This window comes from Corynebacterium sp. p3-SID1761, assembly GCF_055862885.1.
The window spans coordinates 119,236-140,321 of record NZ_JBSQBJ010000002.1 but is presented as its reverse complement, the minus strand read 5'-3'; the positions used below and the strand labels follow the sequence as shown (position 1 = coordinate 140,321).

At 60.3% G+C, this 21,086-nt stretch carries 18 protein-coding genes; 6 read left to right on the top strand and 12 right to left on the bottom strand.

The annotated features are described in order from the left end of the window. The first annotated feature begins 3 nt into the window (after positions 1-3). Both treY and ACWXWJ_RS02485 read left to right on the top strand, forming a co-directional pair. Entirely contained in the window at positions 4-2,358 is a 2,355-nt protein-coding gene (gene treY, locus ACWXWJ_RS02490; protein WP_473963452.1) for a malto-oligosyltrehalose synthase, read from the top strand. After that, positions 2,358-3,350 carry a GTP pyrophosphokinase gene (locus ACWXWJ_RS02485; RefSeq protein ID WP_473963451.1) on the top strand — a complete coding sequence of 331 codons (993 nt, stop codon included), beginning with the start codon at positions 2,358-2,360 and terminating at the stop codon, positions 3,348-3,350. The genes treY and ACWXWJ_RS02485 overlap by 1 nt, the downstream gene beginning before the upstream one ends. Positions 3,351-3,366: 16 nt before the next feature. Here the strand turns inward: ACWXWJ_RS02485 and ACWXWJ_RS02480 are convergent, their stop codons facing one another. From ACWXWJ_RS02480 to ACWXWJ_RS02470, 3 genes are read right to left on the bottom strand one after another with little or no spacing between them, the layout of a single operon-like run. Next, positions 3,367-3,741: an RNA-binding S4 domain-containing protein gene (locus ACWXWJ_RS02480; RefSeq protein WP_293791303.1), complete on the bottom strand. Its 375-nt coding sequence runs from the start codon at positions 3,739-3,741 to the stop codon at positions 3,367-3,369. Positions 3,742-3,750: 9 nt separating this feature from the next. After that, on the bottom strand, positions 3,751-4,002 hold the full coding sequence (locus ACWXWJ_RS02475; RefSeq protein WP_293791304.1) for a hypothetical protein: 252 nt from the start codon (positions 4,000-4,002) through the stop codon (positions 3,751-3,753). 60 nt (positions 4,003-4,062) lie between these two features. Further along, positions 4,063-4,734, bottom strand: coding sequence for an IMPACT family protein (locus ACWXWJ_RS02470; RefSeq protein ID WP_473963450.1), 672 nt, complete (start codon positions 4,732-4,734; stop codon positions 4,063-4,065). 30 nt (positions 4,735-4,764) lie between these two features. On the opposite strand from ACWXWJ_RS02470, the gene treZ reads away from it, so the two are divergent. After that, positions 4,765-6,480: a malto-oligosyltrehalose trehalohydrolase gene (gene treZ, locus ACWXWJ_RS02465; protein ID WP_473963449.1), complete on the top strand. Its 1,716-nt coding sequence runs from the start codon at positions 4,765-4,767 to the stop codon at positions 6,478-6,480. Here the strand turns inward: treZ and ACWXWJ_RS02460 are convergent, their stop codons facing one another. Both ACWXWJ_RS02460 and dnaE read right to left on the bottom strand, forming a co-directional pair. Then, complete coding sequence (locus ACWXWJ_RS02460) at positions 6,481-8,319, bottom strand: pyruvate kinase (RefSeq protein WP_473963448.1); 1,839 nt, start codon at positions 8,317-8,319, stop codon at positions 6,481-6,483. 121 nt (positions 8,320-8,440) lie between these two features. Then, positions 8,441-12,010, bottom strand: a complete 3,570-nt coding sequence (gene dnaE / locus ACWXWJ_RS02455; RefSeq protein ID WP_473963447.1) for a DNA polymerase III subunit alpha — start codon at positions 12,008-12,010, stop codon at positions 8,441-8,443. 77 nt (positions 12,011-12,087) lie between these two features. On the opposite strand from dnaE, the gene ACWXWJ_RS02450 reads away from it, so the two are divergent. Both ACWXWJ_RS02450 and ACWXWJ_RS02445 read left to right on the top strand, forming a co-directional pair. Beyond that, entirely contained in the window at positions 12,088-13,266 is a 1,179-nt protein-coding gene (locus ACWXWJ_RS02450; protein ID WP_293791309.1) for an amino acid deaminase/aldolase, read from the top strand. Continuing rightward, positions 13,266-14,615: a D-arabinono-1,4-lactone oxidase gene (locus ACWXWJ_RS02445; RefSeq protein ID WP_473963446.1), complete on the top strand. Its 1,350-nt coding sequence runs from the start codon at positions 13,266-13,268 to the stop codon at positions 14,613-14,615. The genes ACWXWJ_RS02450 and ACWXWJ_RS02445 overlap by 1 nt, the downstream gene beginning before the upstream one ends. A gap of 10 nt (positions 14,616-14,625) precedes the next feature. Here the strand turns inward: ACWXWJ_RS02445 and rarD are convergent, their stop codons facing one another. Genes rarD through lspA form a run of 4 tightly spaced genes read right to left on the bottom strand, consistent with a single transcriptional unit; the run spans position 14,626 to position 17,689 of the window. After that, positions 14,626-15,525: an EamA family transporter RarD gene (rarD, locus tag ACWXWJ_RS02440; RefSeq protein ID WP_293791313.1), complete on the bottom strand. Its 900-nt coding sequence runs from the start codon at positions 15,523-15,525 to the stop codon at positions 14,626-14,628. Further along, positions 15,526-16,170, bottom strand: a complete 645-nt coding sequence (locus tag ACWXWJ_RS02435) for a hypothetical protein (protein ID WP_473963445.1) — start codon at positions 16,168-16,170, stop codon at positions 15,526-15,528. It abuts the gene before it with no gap. Next, the gene (locus ACWXWJ_RS02430; protein ID WP_473963444.1) at positions 16,167-17,138 is read right to left on the bottom strand and encodes an RluA family pseudouridine synthase; all 972 of its coding nucleotides are present in this window, start codon (positions 17,136-17,138) and stop codon (positions 16,167-16,169) included. Before ACWXWJ_RS02430 ends, ACWXWJ_RS02435 begins: the two co-directional genes overlap by 4 nt. Next, positions 17,135-17,689, bottom strand: a complete 555-nt coding sequence (gene lspA, locus ACWXWJ_RS02425; RefSeq protein WP_473963443.1) for a signal peptidase II — start codon at positions 17,687-17,689, stop codon at positions 17,135-17,137. The genes ACWXWJ_RS02430 and lspA overlap by 4 nt, the downstream gene beginning before the upstream one ends. Before the next feature lie 40 nt (positions 17,690-17,729). On the opposite strand from lspA, the gene ACWXWJ_RS02420 reads away from it, so the two are divergent. Further along, complete coding sequence (locus tag ACWXWJ_RS02420; protein ID WP_293791318.1) at positions 17,730-18,701, top strand: DUF6263 family protein; 972 nt, start codon at positions 17,730-17,732, stop codon at positions 18,699-18,701. A 31-nt stretch (positions 18,702-18,732) separates the two neighbouring features. Here ACWXWJ_RS02420 and ACWXWJ_RS02415 read toward each other — a convergent pair whose 3' ends face one another. From ACWXWJ_RS02415 to ACWXWJ_RS02405, 3 genes are all read right to left on the bottom strand, one after another. Further along, positions 18,733-19,290, bottom strand: a complete 558-nt coding sequence (locus ACWXWJ_RS02415; protein ID WP_473963442.1) for a WKL family lipoprotein — start codon at positions 19,288-19,290, stop codon at positions 18,733-18,735. Positions 19,291-19,601: 311 nt separating this feature from the next. After that, a complete protein-coding gene (locus ACWXWJ_RS02410; protein ID WP_473963441.1) occupies positions 19,602-20,738 on the bottom strand; it encodes an MFS transporter in 1,137 nt (378 codons plus the stop codon). Continuing rightward, positions 20,735-21,061, bottom strand: a complete 327-nt coding sequence (locus ACWXWJ_RS02405; protein ID WP_293791321.1) for an ArsR/SmtB family transcription factor — start codon at positions 21,059-21,061, stop codon at positions 20,735-20,737. Before ACWXWJ_RS02405 ends, ACWXWJ_RS02410 begins: the two co-directional genes overlap by 4 nt. Positions 21,062-21,086: the final 25 nt, after the last annotated feature.

Genomic DNA, 21,086 nt, shown 5'->3' with positions numbered 1-21,086 from the left:
GTCATGTCAGCGACCTATCGCCTTCAGCTCCGTGGACCTGGATCCGACCCCACCCAAGCATTCACCTTCGCCGACGCGGAGAAGCACCTCCCCTACTTCTCTCGCCTGGGGGTTTCGCACCTTTATCTCTCCCCTGTAATGCAGGCTCCGGCGGAATCGACGCACGGATACGACGTGACCGACCCGGCGACCATTAACCCCGAGCTAGGCGGGATTGAGGGGCTACGTTCCCTGGCCGACAAGGCGCACGAGGTGGGCATCAAACTGCTGCTGGACATCGTGCCGAACCACGTGGGCGTGGACGATCCGCAGCTCAACCCCTGGTGGTGGGATCTGCTGAAAAAGGGCAAGGAATCCGAGTACGCCGCCTACTTCGACGTTGACTGGTCAGAGGACAATGGCGCAAACGGGCGGCTGGGGCTGCCAGTGTTGGGCAGCGAGGATGACGTTGCGGAGCTGCGCATTGAGCCTGGCGATGACGCCGAGGGCTCCGAGCCTATGCTGTGCTACTACGACAACTGCTTCCCCATTGCCGAGGGCACCTTGGGCGGCACCCCGCAGGAGGTACACGACCGCCAGCACTACCGCCTGATGTTCTGGCGCGACGGAGTGATTAACTACCGCCGATTCTTTAGTATCAACGGTCTGGCCGGCCTGCGGCAGGAAGACCCAGTGGTGTTTGAACACTCCCACCGCATTCTGAACCAGCTGATCGCGGCTGACATCATCGATGGCGTGCGCGTAGATCACCCGGATGGCCTCGCAGATCCATTCAACTACCTAAAGCAGCTGCGCAAGCTGATCGGCGACGAGCGTTGGTTGCTAGTGGAGAAGATCCTGGGGGTCACCGAGCCACTCGATCCGCGTCTGGCTGTCGATGGCACTACGGGCTACGACGCATTGCGCGAGCTCGATGGCGTGTTCGTCCACCGCCCTGCCGTCGGCACCATGGCTGAGCTCGCACTGGACATGACGGGATCCATGTGGGATGCCGCAGCCTTCGAACAAGCCGAGTACGAGCTCAAGAGCGAGGTAGCCGGCCAGGAGCTCGCCGCCGAGGTGCGTCGCCTGGCTCGCGCGGTACGCAATGACAACTGGTCTACCTCTGGCGAGGCTGTATCGGATGAGGAACTGCGTGAAGCCCTCATCGATCTTATTGCCGCCATGCCGGTATACCGTGCGGACTATGAGTCGCTGTCCCGCGTAACCAGCACCGTTATCGCCCAGATGATTATTCGCTATCCGGAGCGCGCCGATGCGCTGGATTTGATCGCCACTGCTTTGATTTCCCGTGGCGAGGCGAATATCCGCTTCGCCCAGGTTTGTGGTGCTGTGATGGCCAAGGGTGTGGAAGATACCGCTTTCTACCGTGGCTCGCGCCTAGTGAGCCTGCAGGAAGTCGGCGGTGCGCCGGGCCGCTTCGGGGTCTCCCCCGCCGAGTTCCACCTGCTGCAGGCAGAACGTGCTCGCCTGTGGCCCAAGGCCATGACTGCGTTGACAACGCATGACACAAAGCGTGGCGAGGACGTGCGCAGCCGTATTGGCTGCATCACGGAATCCGCCGAGCGTTTCGCTGAGCTCTGCGACAGCATCGAATACGTCGACGGCGCTACCTGCCACTTCCTGCTACAGAACATGATTGGCGTGTGGCCCGTCGACGGTGCTGTTTCCGACGAACTGCGGGAGCGCCTGCATGCCTACGCCGAAAAGGCCATGCGCGAAGCCGGAGTGCACACCACGTGGTTCGAGGTCAATGAGGATTTCGAGAACTCTATTCACGCATGGATAGATTCCACGATCAACAACTTCGGCGAGGACATCACCTCCTACGTCAACCACATCGCCCCGGCGGCCAACACAGTCTCCATTTCCAAGAAGTTGCTGCAGATCATGGGCCCTGGAATTCCGGATATCTACCAGGGCACAGAGTTCTTTACGGATTCCCTCGTGGATCCGGATAACCGCCGCAAGGTGGACTTTGCCGAGCGGCTGGAAGCCCTGGATCGCATTTCCCGCGGAGATATCCGCAACGCCGACGACGAGCGCCTCTACGTCATCGCGACCGCTTTGCAGATCCGCAACCAATTCGAGCTCGATGCAGCCAGCTACCTGCCCGTCATGGCTACAGGCACCATGGAGCGCCACCTGTTGGGAACTATGCGGGGCGAGGACGTGATCACGCTGGTCACCCGCCGCCCGCTGGACGTGCTGCGCGATGGCTGGGGTGACACGACTGTGGCCCTGCCCGAGGGCGTGTGGGAGGATCGTCTCTCCGGCAGCATGTGGGAAGGCGAAGTGCCGCTCAACAGCCTGTTTAGCGAGCGCGGTCAGGCGATCCTCACGCGCATGGGAGCCTAATGCCGAAAAAGTCCGCGCACCCCGCTTTGGCGGATTACGACGCCTGGATCCAGTCCCGCCCCAACGTCGCCGGCGCCCTGGAGGCGCGCATTATTGATGTTCTTGATGACGCCGGCCTGACGTTTGATCGGGTCAGCGTGCGAATCAAGGATCGAATGAGCTTCGCTCGCAAACTGTCCAACGAGGCCTACCCCGAGTACAACTCATTTGTCGACGCCCACGACGTTATCGGCGTGCGCGTGATTACCTTCCATTCCTCGGAGATACCGCAGCTTAAAGAAGCACTCTCCGACCTTTTCGAGGTGGTGCGAGTTATCGACAAGGCCGCCGAGACTGCGCGCGAGGGACGCTTTGGTTACGCCAGCCAGCACCTTATCGTCTCCGCTAAGAATGAACCTTGGGCAGCGGAGGATGGGGCGTCACCAAAGTACATAGAGATCCAACTACGTACCGTTCTGCAGCACGCATGGGCGGAGTTCGAGCATGACGTGCGCTACAAAAACCAGGAGCATCCGGAAACGAGCGCGCCGGAGATTCAGCGTGCTTTTACGCTGGCTGCAGGACTGATCGAGCTGGCGGATGAGCAGTTCGACAAGATTGCCGCTGTGCTGGATACGGCTCGCTCCGACGCAGATGTGGACGGAGCGCTGGACGCTGCTTCATTGCCACGAGTACTCACTCGCATCGTCGGCGAGAAATACCCCACCTCTCGTGTGGATTACTACCACTATGCAATCGAGATGCTGGCGGCCCACGACATTACGACGATCCCCCAGCTGCGCGAGCTTTTGGCACCGAAGCGGCTTAAGGCGCTGCGCAAGGCCATGAACTACCCCTATTACCCCGGCCAAGTCCGACTGATCGACGATATGCTGCTTTTCGCCTACGGGCGCGAGCACATCCGCAAGACGGTGCACATCGGCGACAATGCGCAATCGCGCCCCGGAAGGCTGGGCCATAGGTGGCAGCAGCTGGGGCAAAAGACGGGCTAGAGCCGGCAAGAGCTACCTAGAGCTCACCGCGTTTGAAGCGTTCCAATTGGCGCCGCTCCCGCTTCGTCGGACGGCCTGCTCCCCGATCCCGGCGCGGCATCGCGGGGATTACGGGTGGCGGTGGAGAATGGTCGATATAGGCTTTGCGTGCGAGCTCCGCACCCACGCGCTTAGACAGCAGCTGGGTGACTTCCACAATGTGCTCGCGGTGATGTATCCACACGCGCACTGTATCCCCCACCACCACGGGCTGGGCCGGCTTTACCGATACGTCGTTGATCTTCACGTGTCCCGCGCGGCAGGCCTCCGCTGCTTGGGCGCGAGTCTTACATAGGCGGACGGCCCACACCCATGCGTCGATGCGAACCTTGCTAGAAGGAGTGTTGGCCAACGGAGTGCGTCACCACTGATCTTTGTGCTCGACGATGCCTTTGATCTTGAAGCCACTGTAGACGATGAAAGCCACAGCCAGAATCGGCACGATAACTGCGAAGAAGGTGGTGGGCAGGATCGTCAGGCCACCGACGAGGCTTACCGCACCCACGCCACCGGCGATTTGGATGTTCCGGGAGTGCTTGCGAACCTCAGCCTTGCGCTGGGCGATCGGGTCGGTGCCCGGGCGGCGGGCGGGCAGGTTGCCGTAGTTACTCATGCTTCTACAGTGTAGTTAAGCGCCGTGTAGTTATTAGGAGTTGGTGCATTCGCGCGGTTTCTAGAGCGCGTCTTCAATCCAGCGCTGACCTTCCAGGTGGGGATCTACCGCCCCGCTGGTGATGCTGGCGAGGAAGTCCGGCAGTGGCGCGCCGGGCTCGCAGGCAATAGCCAGTTCCGCTGCAGCCTTGTATTCCATGCCCACCACGGTATATCCGGCGGCGCGCACCTCGGCCTCCACTCGCCCGGCATCCGCATGTGGCACCTCGCAGGTGTATAGGTCCAGCTGACGTCGCAGCGTCAACGGCACCTGCTGCAAGGCTTCGCGGGTGGCATCTTGGTAGGCGCGCACAAGCCCGCCGGTGCCTAGCTTTATCCCTCCGAAGTATCGCACCACCACTACGGCTACATCCTGTAGCGGCTTGGGGGCGCTCCACCCTTTTAGCACCTCCAGCATCGGCTGGCCTGCGGTGCCGGCTGGCTCACCGTCATCGCTGGAACGTTCAATCGGCTGTGCCGCGTCGACATGCACGACAAAGGCGCTGCAGTGGTGGCGCGCATCGGGATATTCGCGGCGAATTGCGCTGATAAACTCGCGGGCTTCGTTCTCGCTGGTGCATCGCTCGGCAAGCGCGATAAAGCGGGAACGTTTGATCTCCACTTCTGCGGTGTACCTACCCGCCTGGGGGCGGACGTACGAGGGTTCGGGTCGGGAGGCATTATCAGCGAGCATGCTCCCATTATCGCAGCTAGGGTAGGACGCATGTATTCCGTGTGGGCTCCCCTGGCCGAAAACGTAGATCTAGTCCTCCGACCAGCACAATCAGGTACCGAATCCGAGCACGATTCCGAACAGCGATTGCCGATGACGCGCGGAACCGATGACTGGTTCCATGCCGATGTGCCTGCCGCTGCTGGCGATCGCTATGGCTTTTCCGTCGACGGTTCGCCAGTCTTCCCCGACCCGCGTTCCAGGCGCCAACCCGATGGCATCCACGGTTTATCAGAGGTGTGGCAGATCGATAGTCCACGCCGCCCGCTGGGGCGCCCGCTTCAGGGTGAGGTTCTCTACGAGCTGCACGTCGGCACATTCACCGAGGCAGGTACGTTCGACGCTGCCATTGACAAACTCGATGAACTCAAAGCTGTGGGCGTCACCGCTATCGAGCTCATGCCTGTGCAACCATTCGGTGGCAAGCGTAACTGGGGCTACGACGGCGTGATGTGGCATGCGGTCACGGATGTCTACGGCGGGCCGGACGGACTGTTAAGGCTTATTGACGCCGCCCACGACCGCGACCTGGCCGTGGTTTTGGACGTGGTGTACAACCACTTCGGCCCGGACGGGAACTACACCGGAGTGTTCGGCCCCTACACCGCTGGCGGTTCCACCGGCTGGGGTGATGTGGTGAATCTGCAAGGCAGAGATTCCGACGAGGTGCGCGCATACATCCTAGAGGCCGTACGACTGTGGACCCAGGAATTCGGCATCGACGGCCTGCGCCTGGATGCGGTGCACGCTTTGGATGATACGGGCGCGGTGAGCATCATCGAGCAGATCCGCGACGCTGCGGAGCCGAGTTGGATCATTGCCGAAACCGACCAGAATGATCCCGTGTACACCGAGGGATACAAGGTGGCGCAGTGGAACGATGATATTCACCATGCGATCCACACCGTCGTCTCCGGCGAGGATCATGCCTACTACTCGGACTTCGGGACGCTCGAGGTACTGGCTACTACGTTCCAGCGGGTGTTTTGGCACGATGGCCGCTTTAGTTCTTTCCGCGGGCGCACTCATGGCAGGCCGGTGACGGATCCACAAACATGGCGCTTTGTGACATACACGACTACCCATGACCAGACGGGTAACCGCGCCGCGGGTGATAGGCCAAGCATGAACCTCACCGTCTCTCAACAACTGGCCAAGGCCACCCTCGTACTGACGAGTCCTTTCACCCCGATGCTGTTTATGGGCGAAGAGTGGGGCGCCTCTACCCCGTTCGCGTTCTTCGTTGATCACGAGAATGAGGAACTGAACCAGGCGACTCGGGAAGGCCGTATGCGCGAGTTTGCCCGTGCCGGTTGGAACCCAAAGGACGTGCCAAACCCAGCCGCCGAAGAGACCTTCCGCTCTAGCGTGCTGAACTGGGCCGAGCGCAACGATGCCCCGCACGCAGAAGTTTTGCGGGGCTACACCGAGCTTTTGGAGTTCCGGCGTACTCACCGCCTGGCTGAGGCCGAGTTGCTGGACGTGAGCTGGTGGGCGGATGCCGAAGAGCCGGTGACAGAGAAGCTGGCGGGAACAAACCCGACAGTGTCACCGATCAGCGTGGATACGGCCGAAGCACAGGGCCGCTGGATCCAGCTGACTTACCAAGCACCGGAGTCTCTAGTGAAGGTCACCGTGAACTTGAGCGACGAGCCACAAGAGGCACTGGGGCTGGGGCCATGGGAGGCTCGCTACACCGCAGAATAGCTAACGCCAGCTGCGCACCCGGTGCAGCAGCATGCGGTTCTTGCGCTGCGAGCGGTCCATCTTCGCACCGATTTCCCGCAGGATTCCAATTGCATCCGGTATGTGTGGCCCCTTGTTCAGCATGATGCATTCGGCGCGCAGGGCGAAAGCGACGTCGGTGATCTCCGCGCGCGTCGGTAGGCCCGACTTCGCCATGGATTCCAGCACTTGAGTGCCGATAATCAGCGGCACATGCGCTGCCTCCACCATCGCCAGCACCTGCCCCGGAACCTCTGCCATGCGGGAGAATCCCAATTCCACGGCTAGGTCGCCACGCGCGAGCATCACACCGAACCTCGCGTGCCGCATGCCCTCCAGCAAGATGGGCGCTAGGTTTTCAAACGCCGGGATCGTTTCAATCTTCAGCACCAGCCCCAGGTCGTCGGCCCCCAGATCGCGGAACTTTTCCAACACGTAGGCGACGTCTTCGCGGGTACGGATGAAGCTCACTGCCGCGATATCCGCATGCTCTGCGACGAAGGCCAGCGCGGCCTCGTCCTCCTCGGTCAGGCTCGGCAAAGGCAATTCCGTATCGGGCAGATTGATGCCTTTGTACTCGGCTAGTTTTGCTCCGCCACGGGTGATCTCCAGCTCAGCTTCTGCTGTGCCAGCCATATCTCGGGTCTCCACGACCTGCGCCGCAATTGCCCCATCGTCGAAGAGCACCTGCTGGCCCACCTCGAGGGCCTGTACCGCTTCCGGCAAGGTACAGCTGATAGTGGGAACTCCCCCGTCTTGCGGGTTACAGACCACATCGGCGCTGGTCAGGATCAATCGATCCCCGGTCAACGGGCGAAGCTTCTGAATCGTTGGCGGCACCGAACGCACCGTGGTTGTCGCCGTGTCCGTCCGCAGCTCCGCCCCAAGCTGCAGGTAGATATTCTGCTGTCCCTCTGCCAGCGCCCCTTCGCTGCCGCCGGATGCCCCGTCTTTCTTTGTGACGCCGAGTTTCCGCCGCTTGCCGCGTGCGTCAACGACATGGATTACGTCGTCCACGGCAAGGGAATCAAAGAACTCCCGAGAAACGTGCACGCTCACGATCGGCCGCCCTTCAGTGGTGGCCGCCATGGGTGCCGGTTCCAGCTCCTGATCCTCTGGGATCATCCACAACCGGCAGGGGTGAATTACCGTGCCCGCGTCGTCGCGCTGCACGCGTACACGCACCACCGCAGGCCCCGGCGCGATACGCCCAGTCCGGATTTTCGGTCCGGCTAGATCCATGCTGATAGGGATTTCCCGCCCTGCGGCCTTGGCGGCGGTGCGGACGTTATCGATCATTCGCTTCCACACGTCCGGCCCATCGTGAGCACAGTTGATGCGCGCGATCTCCATACCGGATCTCACAAGGCGAGCCGCTAGATCTTCGTCAAAGGCAGCCTCGGCGGGCAGGGTGACCATGATGCGCGAGGAATCCCCCGGCAAAACCCGCGGGCCGAAGAGAGCTTCCGTGTGTTGCTCGAGAAGTTCATCTGCCCCCACGATGGCGTCGGCTACATCTTCCTCGTCGAACTGCGGCGAGCAACCATCCAGGGCAGAGACCACGTTGTGCGCTGCCTGCAGACGTGCCTTCACCGCAGGCTCCGCGGTGGACAGGCGCGTAGCACCCAGGCTTTCCAAGTTGCCTTGCACCCCTCGGCGGTCGTGGGCACGCAGCGTCATATAGTGCACGAGGTTGCGGGCGCCGACATAGTGGGTGGGTGTGGTAGCTCGGATCTCTGAGTACCAGTGCAATGTCTGGTTATCGAGGTCGTCGAGGAGTTCCTCGATGGTTTCTAGAACCGCTTGCTTGTTGACCTGCATGATGAAAAGGCATCTCCTGGAAAGATGCGCAGCCTAGCCAGAGGACGCGCATGTAGGTGTGTCTTCTCTATCGTGACAGCTCTGCGGGGTTTATGCTCGGCAACGTACTCGGCGCGAGGAGCTACGAGAAAATTCCCTCCCACGTCGACGCTTTGAGTGCCCCCATCAAGGATGGGGATTTATTGACGCGCATTTCCGGCCCCAGCAGGAACTGCACTTCCTGTTCGCCGTCGATAAGGGTGAGGTAGACATCTGAATCGCCCTTGTTCTGGCTTAGAACCCGGCGCAGGTTGGCCATGTTGTCGGGGGTTGCCTGATCCACGCGAATGTTGAGGCGCAGGGGCACTCCGGAGCCGGCGCCGACGGTGAGCTCAGCGGACTTAAGATCCTGACAGAACAGCCGCATGTCGTCTTCTCGATAATTGATCTTCGCCTTCACTAGGACGATGTTGTCCTCGACGATCTGCGGGGCCACCATCTGATAGGTCTTCGGGAAGACCAACAGTTCCACCTGCGCGCCGTGTTGATCTTCCACGGTGGCGATTGCCCACGGATTGCCGTTGCGGTCGATGCGACGTTCCACGGACGAAATAATGCCGCCGATCTTGAGATCCTTGTTGTTCGGAACTTCCCCGGACAAGACAGTGGTCAGGGGCGTATCAATCTGGGCGTCCAGGGCTTCCTCGAAGCCATCGAGTGGGTGGCCAGAGACGTAGAGCCCCAGCATGTCGCGTTCCAATGCCAGTTCGTGCTTTCGCTCCCACTTCTGGTCGGGCACCTCGACGCGGAAGACATCACCTGCATCGTCATCGCCGCCAAGTCCGGCAAAGAGGTCGAATTGTCCCTTGGCTGCGGCCTTCTTGGTGGCGGTTACGGCGTCCACCGCATCCTCGTGCACCAGTACTAGTCCCTTGCGCGGATGCCCCAGGGAATCGAAAGCACCGGCCTTGATCAGGGACTCGGTTACGCGCTTATTTGCTGCGGGGAGGTCGATCTTGTCCAGGTAGTCAGAGAAGTCCTTGAAGGCGCCCTTTTCCTCACGGGAGGCAATGATGGAGTTCACCACGTCTTCGCCCACGTTGCGCACGGCACCCAGTCCGAAGCGAATATCCTCGCCGACGGATTGGAAAGTGTAACGCGAGTCATTGACATCGGGGGACAGCACTCGAATACCCAGGTGGCGGCAGTCGGCCAGGTAGATAGCGGACTTGTCTTTCTTGTCGGCCACGGAGGTCAAGAGTGCGGCCATGTACTCCGGCGCATAGTTGGCCTTCAGGTAGGCGGTCCAGAAGGAAACGAGACCATAGCCCGCGGCGTGGGACTTGTTAAACGCATAGCCGGCGAAGGGCAGGATCGTATCCCACAGCGTCTTAATCGCATCGGAGGAATAGCCATTTTCCTTCATTCCGGATTCGAAGGTGACGAATTCCTTTTCGAGCACCTCCGGTTTCTTCTTACCCATGGCCTTACGGAAGCCATCGGCCTGACCCGCGGTGTAGTTCGCGACCTTTTGGGAGATCTTCATGATCTGCTCCTGGTACACGATCAGGCCATAGGTTTCTTCCAGAATTTCCTTTAGCGCATCTTCCAGCTCAGGGTGAATCGGCACGATGGGTTTGCGGCCATTCTTGCGGTCGGCGTACTCCCAGTGCGCGTCCACACCCATAGGGCCAGGTCGGTACAGTGCCAATGCGGCGACGATGTCATTAAAGCCGGTGGGTCGCATGCGCTTCAGTAGCTTCTGCATACCCGCCGAGTCCAGCTGGAACACACCCAGTGTCTCGCCTCGAGCCAGCAGTTCGTAGGTGGGGTCATCCACCGTGTCGAGGTTTTCCAGGTCCAGCTCGAAGTCGCGGTTGGCCTTAATGTTATCGAGGGCGTCACCAATAACGGTGAGGTTACGCAAGCCCAGGAAGTCCATCTTCAGCAGCCCGATGGCCTCACAGGCGGGGTACGGCCAGCCCGTGATCAATGCGCCGTCCTGCTTGCGTTTCCACATGGGAATGCAATCCAGCAGTGGCACGCTGGACATAATCACCGCACAGGCGTGCACACCAGCCTGGCGAATCACGCCTTCTAGGCCGAGAGCATCCTTGTAAATCTTCGCTACATCCGGATCGGTCTCGATCAACTGGCGGACTTCCGCGGCCTCGGGATAACGCTCGTGCTCCGGATCGGTAATGCCGTGGAGAGGAATGTCCTTAGCCATAATCGCCGGCGGCAGAGCCTTGGTGATCCGATCTGCCATTTGGAAACCCGCCTGACCATAATGGGCGCGGGCGGAATCCTTAATAGCCTGTTTCGTCTTCACTGTGCCGAACGTGATCACCTGGGCAATTTTGTCCTCGCCCCAGCGATCAGAGGCATAGCGAATCATCTCACCACGTCGGCGATCGTCGAAGTCGATATCGATATCGGGTGCGGACGGACGCTCGGGGTTCAAGAAGCGCTCGAACAGCAGACCGTGCTCCATCGGATCGATGTTCGTGATCGTCAGCGCGTAGGCCACCAGTGCACCGGCTGCGGAACCACGTCCCGGACCGACGCGGATACCCACAGACCGGGCATGCTTAATCAGCTCGGCAACAATAAGGAAATATGAGGGGTAGCCCTTCATATCGATCACGCCAATTTCGTACTTGGCGCGGTCGATGTACTCGGCGGGTACTTCGCGGCCGGGGAAACGCTCCTCCAGGCCCTTCATCACTTCGTGGGTCAACCATGTCGTCGGAGTGTGCCCCTCAGGCACGTCGGCGATAGGCATACGGTCGTGCGGGTGCTCCTCCCAAATCTCGGAGTAGTCCTGCACACGCTCGGCAACCCAGAGGGTATTGTCGCAGCCCTTGGGTACCTCTTTATCCCACTGCGCACGAATATCCTCGGCGGTGCGCAAGTAATAGCCGGTGCCGGAAAAGGCAAAGCGCTTGCCGCCCTGATCCAAGGTCGGCTCGTCCAGGGTCGAACCGGTCTGCACACACAGCATCACTTCGTGGGCAGGAGCCTGCTGCTCCAACACATAGTGGCAGTCGTTGGTCACCAGCGGCGGCAGCTCAAGCTTGCGGCCGATCTCCAGCAGGTCGTCACGCACCCGCTTTTCGATCTCGAGCCCGTGATCCATCAGCTCCAGGAAGAAGTTTTCCTTACCGTAGATGTCCTGCCACATCGCCGCAGCTTCCAGGGCCTTGTCGAACTGCCCCAGGCGCAGGCGCGTTTGCACATCACCAGACGGGCAGCCGGTGGTGGCGATGATGCCCTCGGAGTGTTGGGAAATCAGTTCGGCGTCCATGCGCGGCCACTTACCCAGCTGCCCCTCGTAGCTGGCCATCGACGACAGGTAGAAAAGATTGCGCAACCCCGTAGCGTTCTCCGCAATCATCGTTTGGTGCAGATAGGCGCCGGAAGCCGAAACATCGTCCGACTTCTGCTCTGGCTTGCCCCATCGCACGCGCTGCTGATTAAAGCGAGATTCCGGTGCGATATACGCCTCAATGCCGATGATGGGCTTTATCCCCGCGGCGGTCATGGCGCGGTAAAAAGCGTCTGCTCCATACATGTTTCCGTGGTCGGTCATCCCCACCGCAGGCATCCCCTGCCGCACCGCCTCTTGAGCCAGAAGATCAACCTTGGCCATGCCGTCAAGCATGGAATATTCGGTGTGGTTATGCAGGTGGACAAAGGAGGAACCGCTCATGGTTCGCCATCATAGCGTGTCCTAAAAATCGCATTTTTCGGCACATCGGGTTCGCTTGCCCGTTACAGTTACTTTCCATGAACAAAGATACCCGCCTCGCAGTGGCGCACCTGGACGCTCCCTTTGCAGTGCTGGATCTGGATGCTGCTAGGGCCAATGCGCTAGACATGGCGCACCGTTCTCGCGGCACCCCGATTCGGGTGGCCAGCAAGTCTCTACGCATCCGCTCGCTAATCTCGGAAGTCCTCACCCTTCCCGGATACCGCGGTGTGCTGGCCTATAACCTCAACGAAGCTCTGTGGCTAAGTGACGAGCAGGTCAGCGACGATATTTTGGTCGCCTACCCCTCTGCTCACCGCGAGGCGCTGCATCGCCTGATTCACAATGCACGCGCTCTTGAAAACGTGACCCTCATGGTTGATTCTGTCGCTCACCTGGATCTTATTGACGCCGTGATGCCACCCAACGAGCGCGGGGTAGTTCGGATCTGTATTGATATTGACGCCGCATTGCGCGCCGGCCCCGTTCACATTGGAGCTCTGCGTTCCCCCTTGCACACGGTGGACGAGGTGCGCGCCGTGGTACGGCATCTGCGTCAACGGGAAGGTTTCCGACTGGTGGGGCTGATGGCCTATGAGGGACAGATTGCCGGCACTACTGACACTTCCCCAGCCATCGCTGCAATGAAGGCACTGTCTGTTCGCGAATTGGCGCGTCGCCGCGCGAACATCGTCGCCGCGGTCGAAGAGGAATTGCGTGTTGCTGGCCTGCCAGCCCTGGAGTTCGTCAACGGTGGCGGTACCGGCTCGATCGAAACCACCAGTGCGGAAGCCGCGATCACTGAGATCGGCGCGGGGTCCGGCATTATCGGCCCAGCTTTGTTCGACCACTACCGCCAGTTCCAGCCCACCCCGGCCGAATGGTTCGTGGTGCCGGTGGTGCGCCGCCCAGCCGAGGAAACGGTGACGGTGGCCGGTGGTGGCCGCATCGCCTCTGGCCCTCCCGGAAAGGATCGCCTCCCCGTCGTCGACTGGCCGCGTGATCTGAAGATGGCTCCACTCGAAGGGCCGGGCGAGGTGCAAACCCCGCTGACTGGCCCCGCCGCCCGCAACCTGCGGCTAGGCGACCACGTTTGGATGCGTCATGCAAAGGCTGGCGAAGCAACTGAATACATCGATAGCGTGCTGGTCGTCTCGGCTGGCGAAATCATCGCGGAGTGGCCCACTTACCGCGGCGAAGGAAAGAGTTTTGTCTAATGAGCACCGTTAAAACCCGTAAGCCCGTCTACAACACCCGGTGGATCAACTGGTCCAAGGTCACCACGGCTCAGCCGCGCAAGCAGGTAGCCCCGCGTGACGAGGCGGAGTTGATCGAGCTTATTCAACGCGCCGCAGCCTCCGGCGAAAGGGTGAAGCCCATTGGCGCTGGGCACTCTTTCACCTCCGTCGCGGCCACAGAGGGCATCCAAGTGAGCCTGGACCACCTGGCCGGATTGATCCGCTTCGACCCTGAGAAAATGACGGCACGCCTGCGCGCCGGCACGCGCCTACGGGATGTGCCCGGCATCCTGGCCCCGCTGGGAGTGGCATTGGCTAACCAGGGCGACGTGGATCCGCAGTCCCTGGCGGGTGCGATCGGCACCAGCACCCATGGCACGGGTCTGGGCTTCACCGGCTTCGCCGGAATGCTGCGGGCTTTCCGCATCATCACCCCAGATGGCCAGGCTCACGAGTGCTACCCCGGAGCCGAAGGTATTGCGGGCGAACTCTACGATATTGCGCGCGTTTCCTTGGGCGCGTATGGCATCATCACGGAGGTTGAACTGGATGTGGTGGATACCTTCGTCCTCCACGCAGTAGAGCGCGCCGAGCCCAATGCACAGATCGTGGAGAATTTCGCAGATCGGGTTCGTGAAAAGGATCACCTGGAGTTCTATTGGTTCCCCGGCACCGATGTTGCCCACGTCAAGACGAATACCCGCCTGCCTGGCCACGCTCCCACCCAGCCTGTTCCGCGTTGGAAGGAGGTACTGGACGACGAGATGCTCAACAACGGTGCCTACCGAGTGATGAACGACCTGGCGCACTACTTCCCTTCCCTCAGCAGGCCTTTTGCAAAGCTGAGCGCGAAGACTCTCGCGCAGCGCGAGTACTCGAACGTAGCTCACGATGTTTTCGTCAGTTCTCGACGGGTGCGTTTCAACGAGATGGAGTACTCGGTGCCGCTTTCCGACGCCACGGAGGTGCTTAAAGAGGTTCAGCACACCATGAACACCTGTGGCGAGCAGGTGCTCTTCCCCATCGAAGTGCGGGCGACTGCCGCCGACGAGGTGCCACTGTCCACCGCTAAAGGCCGCGAATCCTGCTACATCGCCATCCACCGCTATAACAAGGACAGCCACCAGGCGCTGTTCCGCCATATCGAGCCGATTTTCAAGGCTGTGAATGGTGGGCGTCCGCACTGGGGCAAACTGCATACTCTTACCCACGAGGATCTTCTCGAAAGGCATGAAGACCTGGCACGCGCGTGCGAGGTTCGCGCCCAGGTGGACCCTCAGGGCATGTTCAGAAATGCCATGGTGGATCGAGTATTCGGACTGGCCTAGTTTTCCCGTGCTAGTCCGCTGCCTCTGCCGACTGCCCGCCGAGTTTCTTTACCCGCCGTACCCGTGGCGGGCGGTTGCGCAGCAGGTCGACGATGAACACAATCACCGCTATCCAGATCAATATGAAGCCCACCCACCGGGCAGGTGCGATGTGTTCGTGGGTGACGAACACTGCCCAAAGCATCTGCAGCACGGGAGTGATGTATTGAATCATTCCCAAGCTGGTCAGCGAAAGCTCTTGGGCGGCTCGAGCAAAGCACAGTAGAGGCAGGGCTGTCACTACACCGGCCGTTACTAGCAGCAGTGCATGGCCGACACCGAATTGGACGAAAGTATTGCTGCCCTGGGACTGTAGGAACCACAAGTAGATCAGTCCTACCGGCGCCAGGACAAGAGTCTCGGCGGTAAGGGACTGAGTGGGCGTCAACCTCACCTGCTTTTTAACAAGCCCATAGAAGCCGAAGCTAAACGCCAATCCCAAAGAAATGATTGGCGGCGAACCCAGCGCCACGGTAAGAACGACGACGGCGAGAGTCGCGATGCCGACGGACACCAGCTGCAGGCGGCGTAGCCTCTCTCGCAGGACGATCACACCCAGCAACACGCTGACCAGCGGGTTGATGAAGTACCCGAGGGCGGCATCGGCAACGTGGTCATTGTTCACTGCATAGATGTACAGCCCCCAGTTCACGCTGATTAGCAGTGCTGCCGCAGTCACGATCGCCCACTGGCGGCCAGTAATAGTCCGCATTTGCTTCAGTCCGCGCACAGCGGCGAGCAGCAGAAGCATGAACACCAGCGTCCACACAAAGCGGTGCGCCAGAATCTCCGTGGGGCTTGCCGGTTGTAGCAGAGGGAAGAACGCGGGGAACAACCCCCACATCAGGTAGGCCGCCAAGCCCCAAATCATCTATCTCACTCCCATAGGTCGGATTCCAATGCGCCCATACGCCGCGTCCGGCGCGGCGGGTTCCACGGCATACGCACGCGTGGCCAGCTCGCGCAGCTGGTCAGGCGTGGCATGTACCAGCACCCCATCGATACGCAGTTTCTCGGGCTGAGTCTGTGCACCGCGGGCAATATGTGACATCGCTTGATTGATCACATCGGCACGGGTACGCCCCACCGCAGGTTCCGGTAGAACCGCCTGCGCAGTTGCACCGAAGTAAAGGGTACTCACCCGCGCATCGATGCCTTTCACTAGTTCGATTACTTCCCGGGCATCCCACGGGTGCTGCGGGTCGGGGGAAACCAGCGCCCAACGCGGTTCATCACCAGCCATCTGTTCTAACTGACTGTGCGCAAAGTCTCGATATTGCGCCGGTGTTCCTTCAAAGGGGCCGAGTTGATCACCGTTGATATTCGGCGGTGCGGAGGTCAGGTCGGAGGTGCTCATGGCGATGACGCCACATCCCATCGCAATAAGACATACCCCAGACAGCCACGCCACCCAGGCGGGTCGGCGGGTGTCTTCCCAATCCAACTGACGCTGCCGCTTTTTATTCGCCTTCAGCTGTTGGGGGTTGCGCCCCCGATACCGCTGCGGGTCACTCACGAATGCTGTCCCTCCCCGCTGGTGGGCGAGGCGATGCCGTTGGCATCGCGGAGCCGGTCGAGGGCCTGCTGCAAATCCTGTGGGTAAGGCGAGCGCACAGTCTTCCACGTTCCATCCGGGTGCGGAAATCCCAGTTCCACGGCGTGGAGCCACTGGCGAGTAAGCCCCAGTCTTTCGGATAGTTTCGGATCGCTGCCATACATCGGGTCGCCGCACAGGGGGTGGTGCAAAGCGGAAAAGTGAACGCGGATCTGGTGAGTGCGCCCAGTCTGCAGCTTTACTTCCAGCAAGCTCGCCTGACGGTGCGCCTCCAGAGTGTCGTAGTGCGTAATGGCATGCTTGCCATCCTCGCGCACGCTGAAACGCCACCCGGCTGATGGGTGACGGCCGATCGGCGCATCAATAGTGCCGGACGTCGGATCCGGGTGTCCCTGTACCAGAGCGTGATAGGTCTTGGACACTTCTCGATCGCGAAAGGCATTCTTCAACACGGTGTAAGCGCGCTCGCTGGCGGCGACAACCATCACCCCAGAAGTACCGACGTCCAGGCGTTGAACAATTCCTTTGCGCTCCGGTGGTCCAGAGGTGGAAATGCGAAAACCCGCCGCGGCCAAACCGGAAGTTACCGTTGGGCCTTCCCAACCGACGGTGGGGTGCGCTGCCACCCCCACCGGCTTATCGACCACGATGACGTCCTCATCGGAATAGAGGATTTCCATGCCTTCAACGTGGCGGGCAGGCTCTGCAGCTAGATCCCTTGGAGGGGCTGGCAAGGTGACGTCCAACCAGGCCCCGGCCACTAACCGGTCCGACTTCCCCACCGGTTGCTGATCCTGCAGAATATCTCCGTCAGCTGCGAGCTCCGCTACCACGGTACGGCTCAGCCCAAGGAGTTTGGATAGGCCGGAATCCACGCGCAATCCGGCCAGCCCATCGGGCACGGGCATTACTCGGTTCTCCCGCGTCATCGGCTCACCTCTTCGCTCTCCGGATCCTGGTTACCTGCGGCGTCATTACCTTCTTTCACTTCGCGCTCGGATTTCACATGATTCGCCGGTTCGATAAAAAATGCATAGATCAGATAGCACGCCACGCCGACGGTGATGGCGGCGTCGGCAACGTTAAAGATGGCAAAGCTGCCGAAAGACAGAAAGTCCACCACGTGCCCGTGCATTCCCCCAGGCTCCCGGAAGATACGGTCGATGAGGTTGCCGGCCGCACCGCCGCCGATCAGGCCAATGGGTAGCGCTCCTGCCATGAAACGGGTGCGCAGTGCCAAAATTATGCAAGCGATAAAGGCAGCCAGTTGAAAGAATGAAAAGACGATTGTGGCGCTGGTTCCCATGGAAAATGCAGCGCCAGGATTGCGCACCAAGTAGAGGCGAAAGAACTCCCCAAGGACGGGGTATGCCCGCTGTGGCTCGAGATTCTCGACGACCGCCCATTTGGTGATCTGGTCGACGGCGATGATCCCGAACATCAGGGTCAAGGCTGCGAAAGATGCGCGTTTCGAAGTCACGCTTATTCAGTCTAATGTCCGCCTGTTACGCTGTGAACTTGTGGGTATTTCTAGCAAGTCCGCGCTGGCTATATGCAGCGCCATAGGCCTGGCCTTCGCGGCCGTTGGATGCTCCGACTCTGAGCAGCCGCAATCTAAACCGGCTGACGTGGCCGTGCCGGGTGTCAAGGTAGAACTACAAAACCGTGGTTCTACACCGCAGGAACCAATTGCATGGTTCTCACAAGAGGGCAACCAAGAGGTCACTTTCCGAGCCACCCAAGGTTTCGCACAGCACACGCTGGGGGCGAAAAAGGAATCTGAGAACCGCTCCGAAAAGGAGCCGAGTACTAGCGCCACGGTGCCCCAAGACGAGCAGCCGGATGTCGCCGAACTGGAATACGACGAGGTAACGATGGATCTGCCCTTGTCGGCCGAGGTGACGACGGATGGCAAGGGTCGCGAAACGGACGTTACCGTGGGCGCCCCTAGCGGCACGAATGACAAAAAGAACGAGGACATCGCCACCGCCGAGGGCTTTAAGATGCACGCGGCACAGGAGGTCGATGGTCGCACGACCTCTCGCAGCTACACTGCTCCCGATGGTGCGAGCCAGACGGCTCGAGCCAGCGTGGAATCAGCGTTGAGTCAGATGAACGACTACCCGCTAATCTTCCCCGCCGAGCCAGTGGGCGTGGGCGCAAAGTGGACGGTCTCCAACCGTGTGGATGGCGACATTTCCATGTCGCAGACCATCACCTATACCCTGCTGGAACGCCAAGGGCAGTCGGTTACTTTGAAGGTCGATGTGCAGCGTCGCCCGGCGGTATCCACGCTTGCGCAGACCGATCTAAAGGTTCTGAAATCAAACACCAAGTCCACCGGTCAGATTGCATTGGACTTAAATAAGGTGCTGCCCACTCGGGGTCATATCAACGTCACGACCGAGATCACCTATGGCCGTGACGACTCTCCGGCTCGCGTGGTGCAAACCACCACATCGAAGTCAGAGTGGAAGCCGGCGAAAAAGTAAAAGCGTCTAGCTATAGCTGGTTGCAGCTAACTTAGACCTCTTTACACATCGGCGGCACCTGATCCGGCAGGACGTTTTCCACCAGGGTGCAGGCCCAGCCCTGGTCCAGCTTCCACTTTCCGTCTTCGTTGACAAACTCAACGTCGCTCACGACGTGCGGTTCCTGGCCGGGCACGGTGAGGTTTACGGTGGCGTTCACGTTGCCGGGGTTCAGGCTCGGCAGCACGGGCTCTACCACCTCGAGGGTCGCATTGGACTCGGTGCGGGACTTCGTCAGGGCGTCAAAAAGTTCCGGTGCTTTGTCGCCGTTGACGACCGTGTCCACCTTTTGGTCAGTCGGTACGTTCGGGTCAACCGCGCGGTTCAGCACGTCCGCCAGCTCCTGAACGGTCGGGGTTTCATCCTGCGCTGCACCGGAGGACTCAGCGCCACTGGAAGCTTGAGAGCTGGATGCTGAAGAGGCCTTGTCGGAGGAATCGTCGTCATTGCCGCAAGCCGACAGGGTCAGCCCGGCGGCCAAGACGGCAGAGATGGCCGTTGCGCGAGCAAAGACTTTTTTACCGCGAGAGTTGCGCAGGGTAGAACGCACGAAAATGCTCCTTCATTGGATAGACATGGATAGACATGATTGGACATGGATGGACTATGTGACGCTGATAAAAGTGTGTAGTCAGCGGTACAACCCTCAAATAAAAGGGGAACTAATTGTCGACTATACAAGCCATGCTGTTGCAGATGTTATTCGTGTGACTTGCGCTAGCGTAGCCAGTCATTGAGTTCACCGCGGCGCTCTGCCTGATTTCGATACGCGCACCAACGGATTGGCCCATCCCATGGGCGAATCGGAGTCTCAGTTGTGTATTTTGCTGGAAGAGTATCCCTGTACCTTCGCCTTCACAACTATTCTGTGGCGTTCATGCGTTGCCGAGCAATCTGACAAACTAACGCCATCAAAGCTACGCCCGCCGCGGAAGCACAGAGAACGGTCGGCGTCGCGTGTACAGCAACGAGTAGCGACCCGAAGATAGCCCCCAGTGCGGATCCCAAGTAGTTAGCGGAAGCATTTGCAGCCACAGCCGTGGCACCGTCGGTCGGGTTCGTCTGCAGCAAGATATGCTGCTGGGGCGCGAGCGATGCCCATCCGCACATTCCCCAGACAAACAAGCTCGCGATCATGATCCAGGCGGTCTGACCTTGCGTCGTGCCAAGCAGCGCACAGGTGAGGAGCACGAGAATGAGCACGCTCAGGCGCAGTGGATCGCGTCGGTCCATAAGTCGGCCAATACCTAATGCTCCCACCGCTCCCCCAACGCCCCACACCCAGATCGCAAGAGTCTGGTGGGACGCGAAGCTTCCCGCTGACAAGATCACGGTCATGTACGTGTAAAGCCCCAAAGAAGCGACACCAGTCAGCAGAGTAACGGTGACCGTGAGTAAGTTCTTGGGTCGCGCAATTGATCGCAGGCGCTCGCGGGCACCCGAAGCGGGGATCGCTGGCAGTTCAGTTCCGCGCAGAGCAGTTCCCGCTAGTGCGGCACCACCAATAGCTGCGATCAAAAGTACGGCGGCTCGCCACCCCCAGTGCTGTGCTAACGCCAGACCGGTTGGGACGCCAAATACGGTACCGACCGCCAAACCTGCAAGAACTAGCGCCAATGCACGTCCGCGATGCGCTTCCCCTGCGATCTCCGCCGCAACTGCGGATGACAGCGGTGAATACACGCCCGCAGCTGCGCCAGCCACCACTCGGGTGGCTAGGAAAAACGCAATAGACGGTGAGAGCGCCGTGGCCAGGTTTGCCACGGTGAAGACCAGCAAGCACACAATTAGACTCTGGCGTGACCGCCTCCCCGCATGTCCGGCCAGTAAAGGTCCTGCTATCGCATATGCCCCTGTGAATGCCGCTACTCCCAGGCCGACAGTGGCCTCGCGCGCATCCAAAGATGTGGCGATAGGGGGAAGGAGTCCCGCGACGACATAGGCGTCTAGCCCGAGCGCAACGCTGCCCATTACAAACGGCCAGAGGCGCCCCATCATGCCTGTCCCTCCTCAGGGACAGCATTGGCCACTACAGCAGAAAGAAGACCGGGGAATAAGCGATCGAGGTCCTCACTCCTCATTCGGATTAGACATGCGCGACCTTCACCTCTGGTCCATGTAACCCCTGCCTCCCGCAACATTCGGGTGTGGTACGTCAGTGTCGACCGCGGCAAGTCGTCCGCAAGCTCGAGACTATCGTGCTCGCGCCCGTCAGCCAGACGACGAATCATTTCGAGACGCGTGGGGTCACTCAAGGCGGCCAGCACCCTGGCCAGGGTGATTTCATCAGTCTCTGGGTGGTGATACTTGCGAGGGGACATGGAACCTCCTTGGATCGTGCAGGAA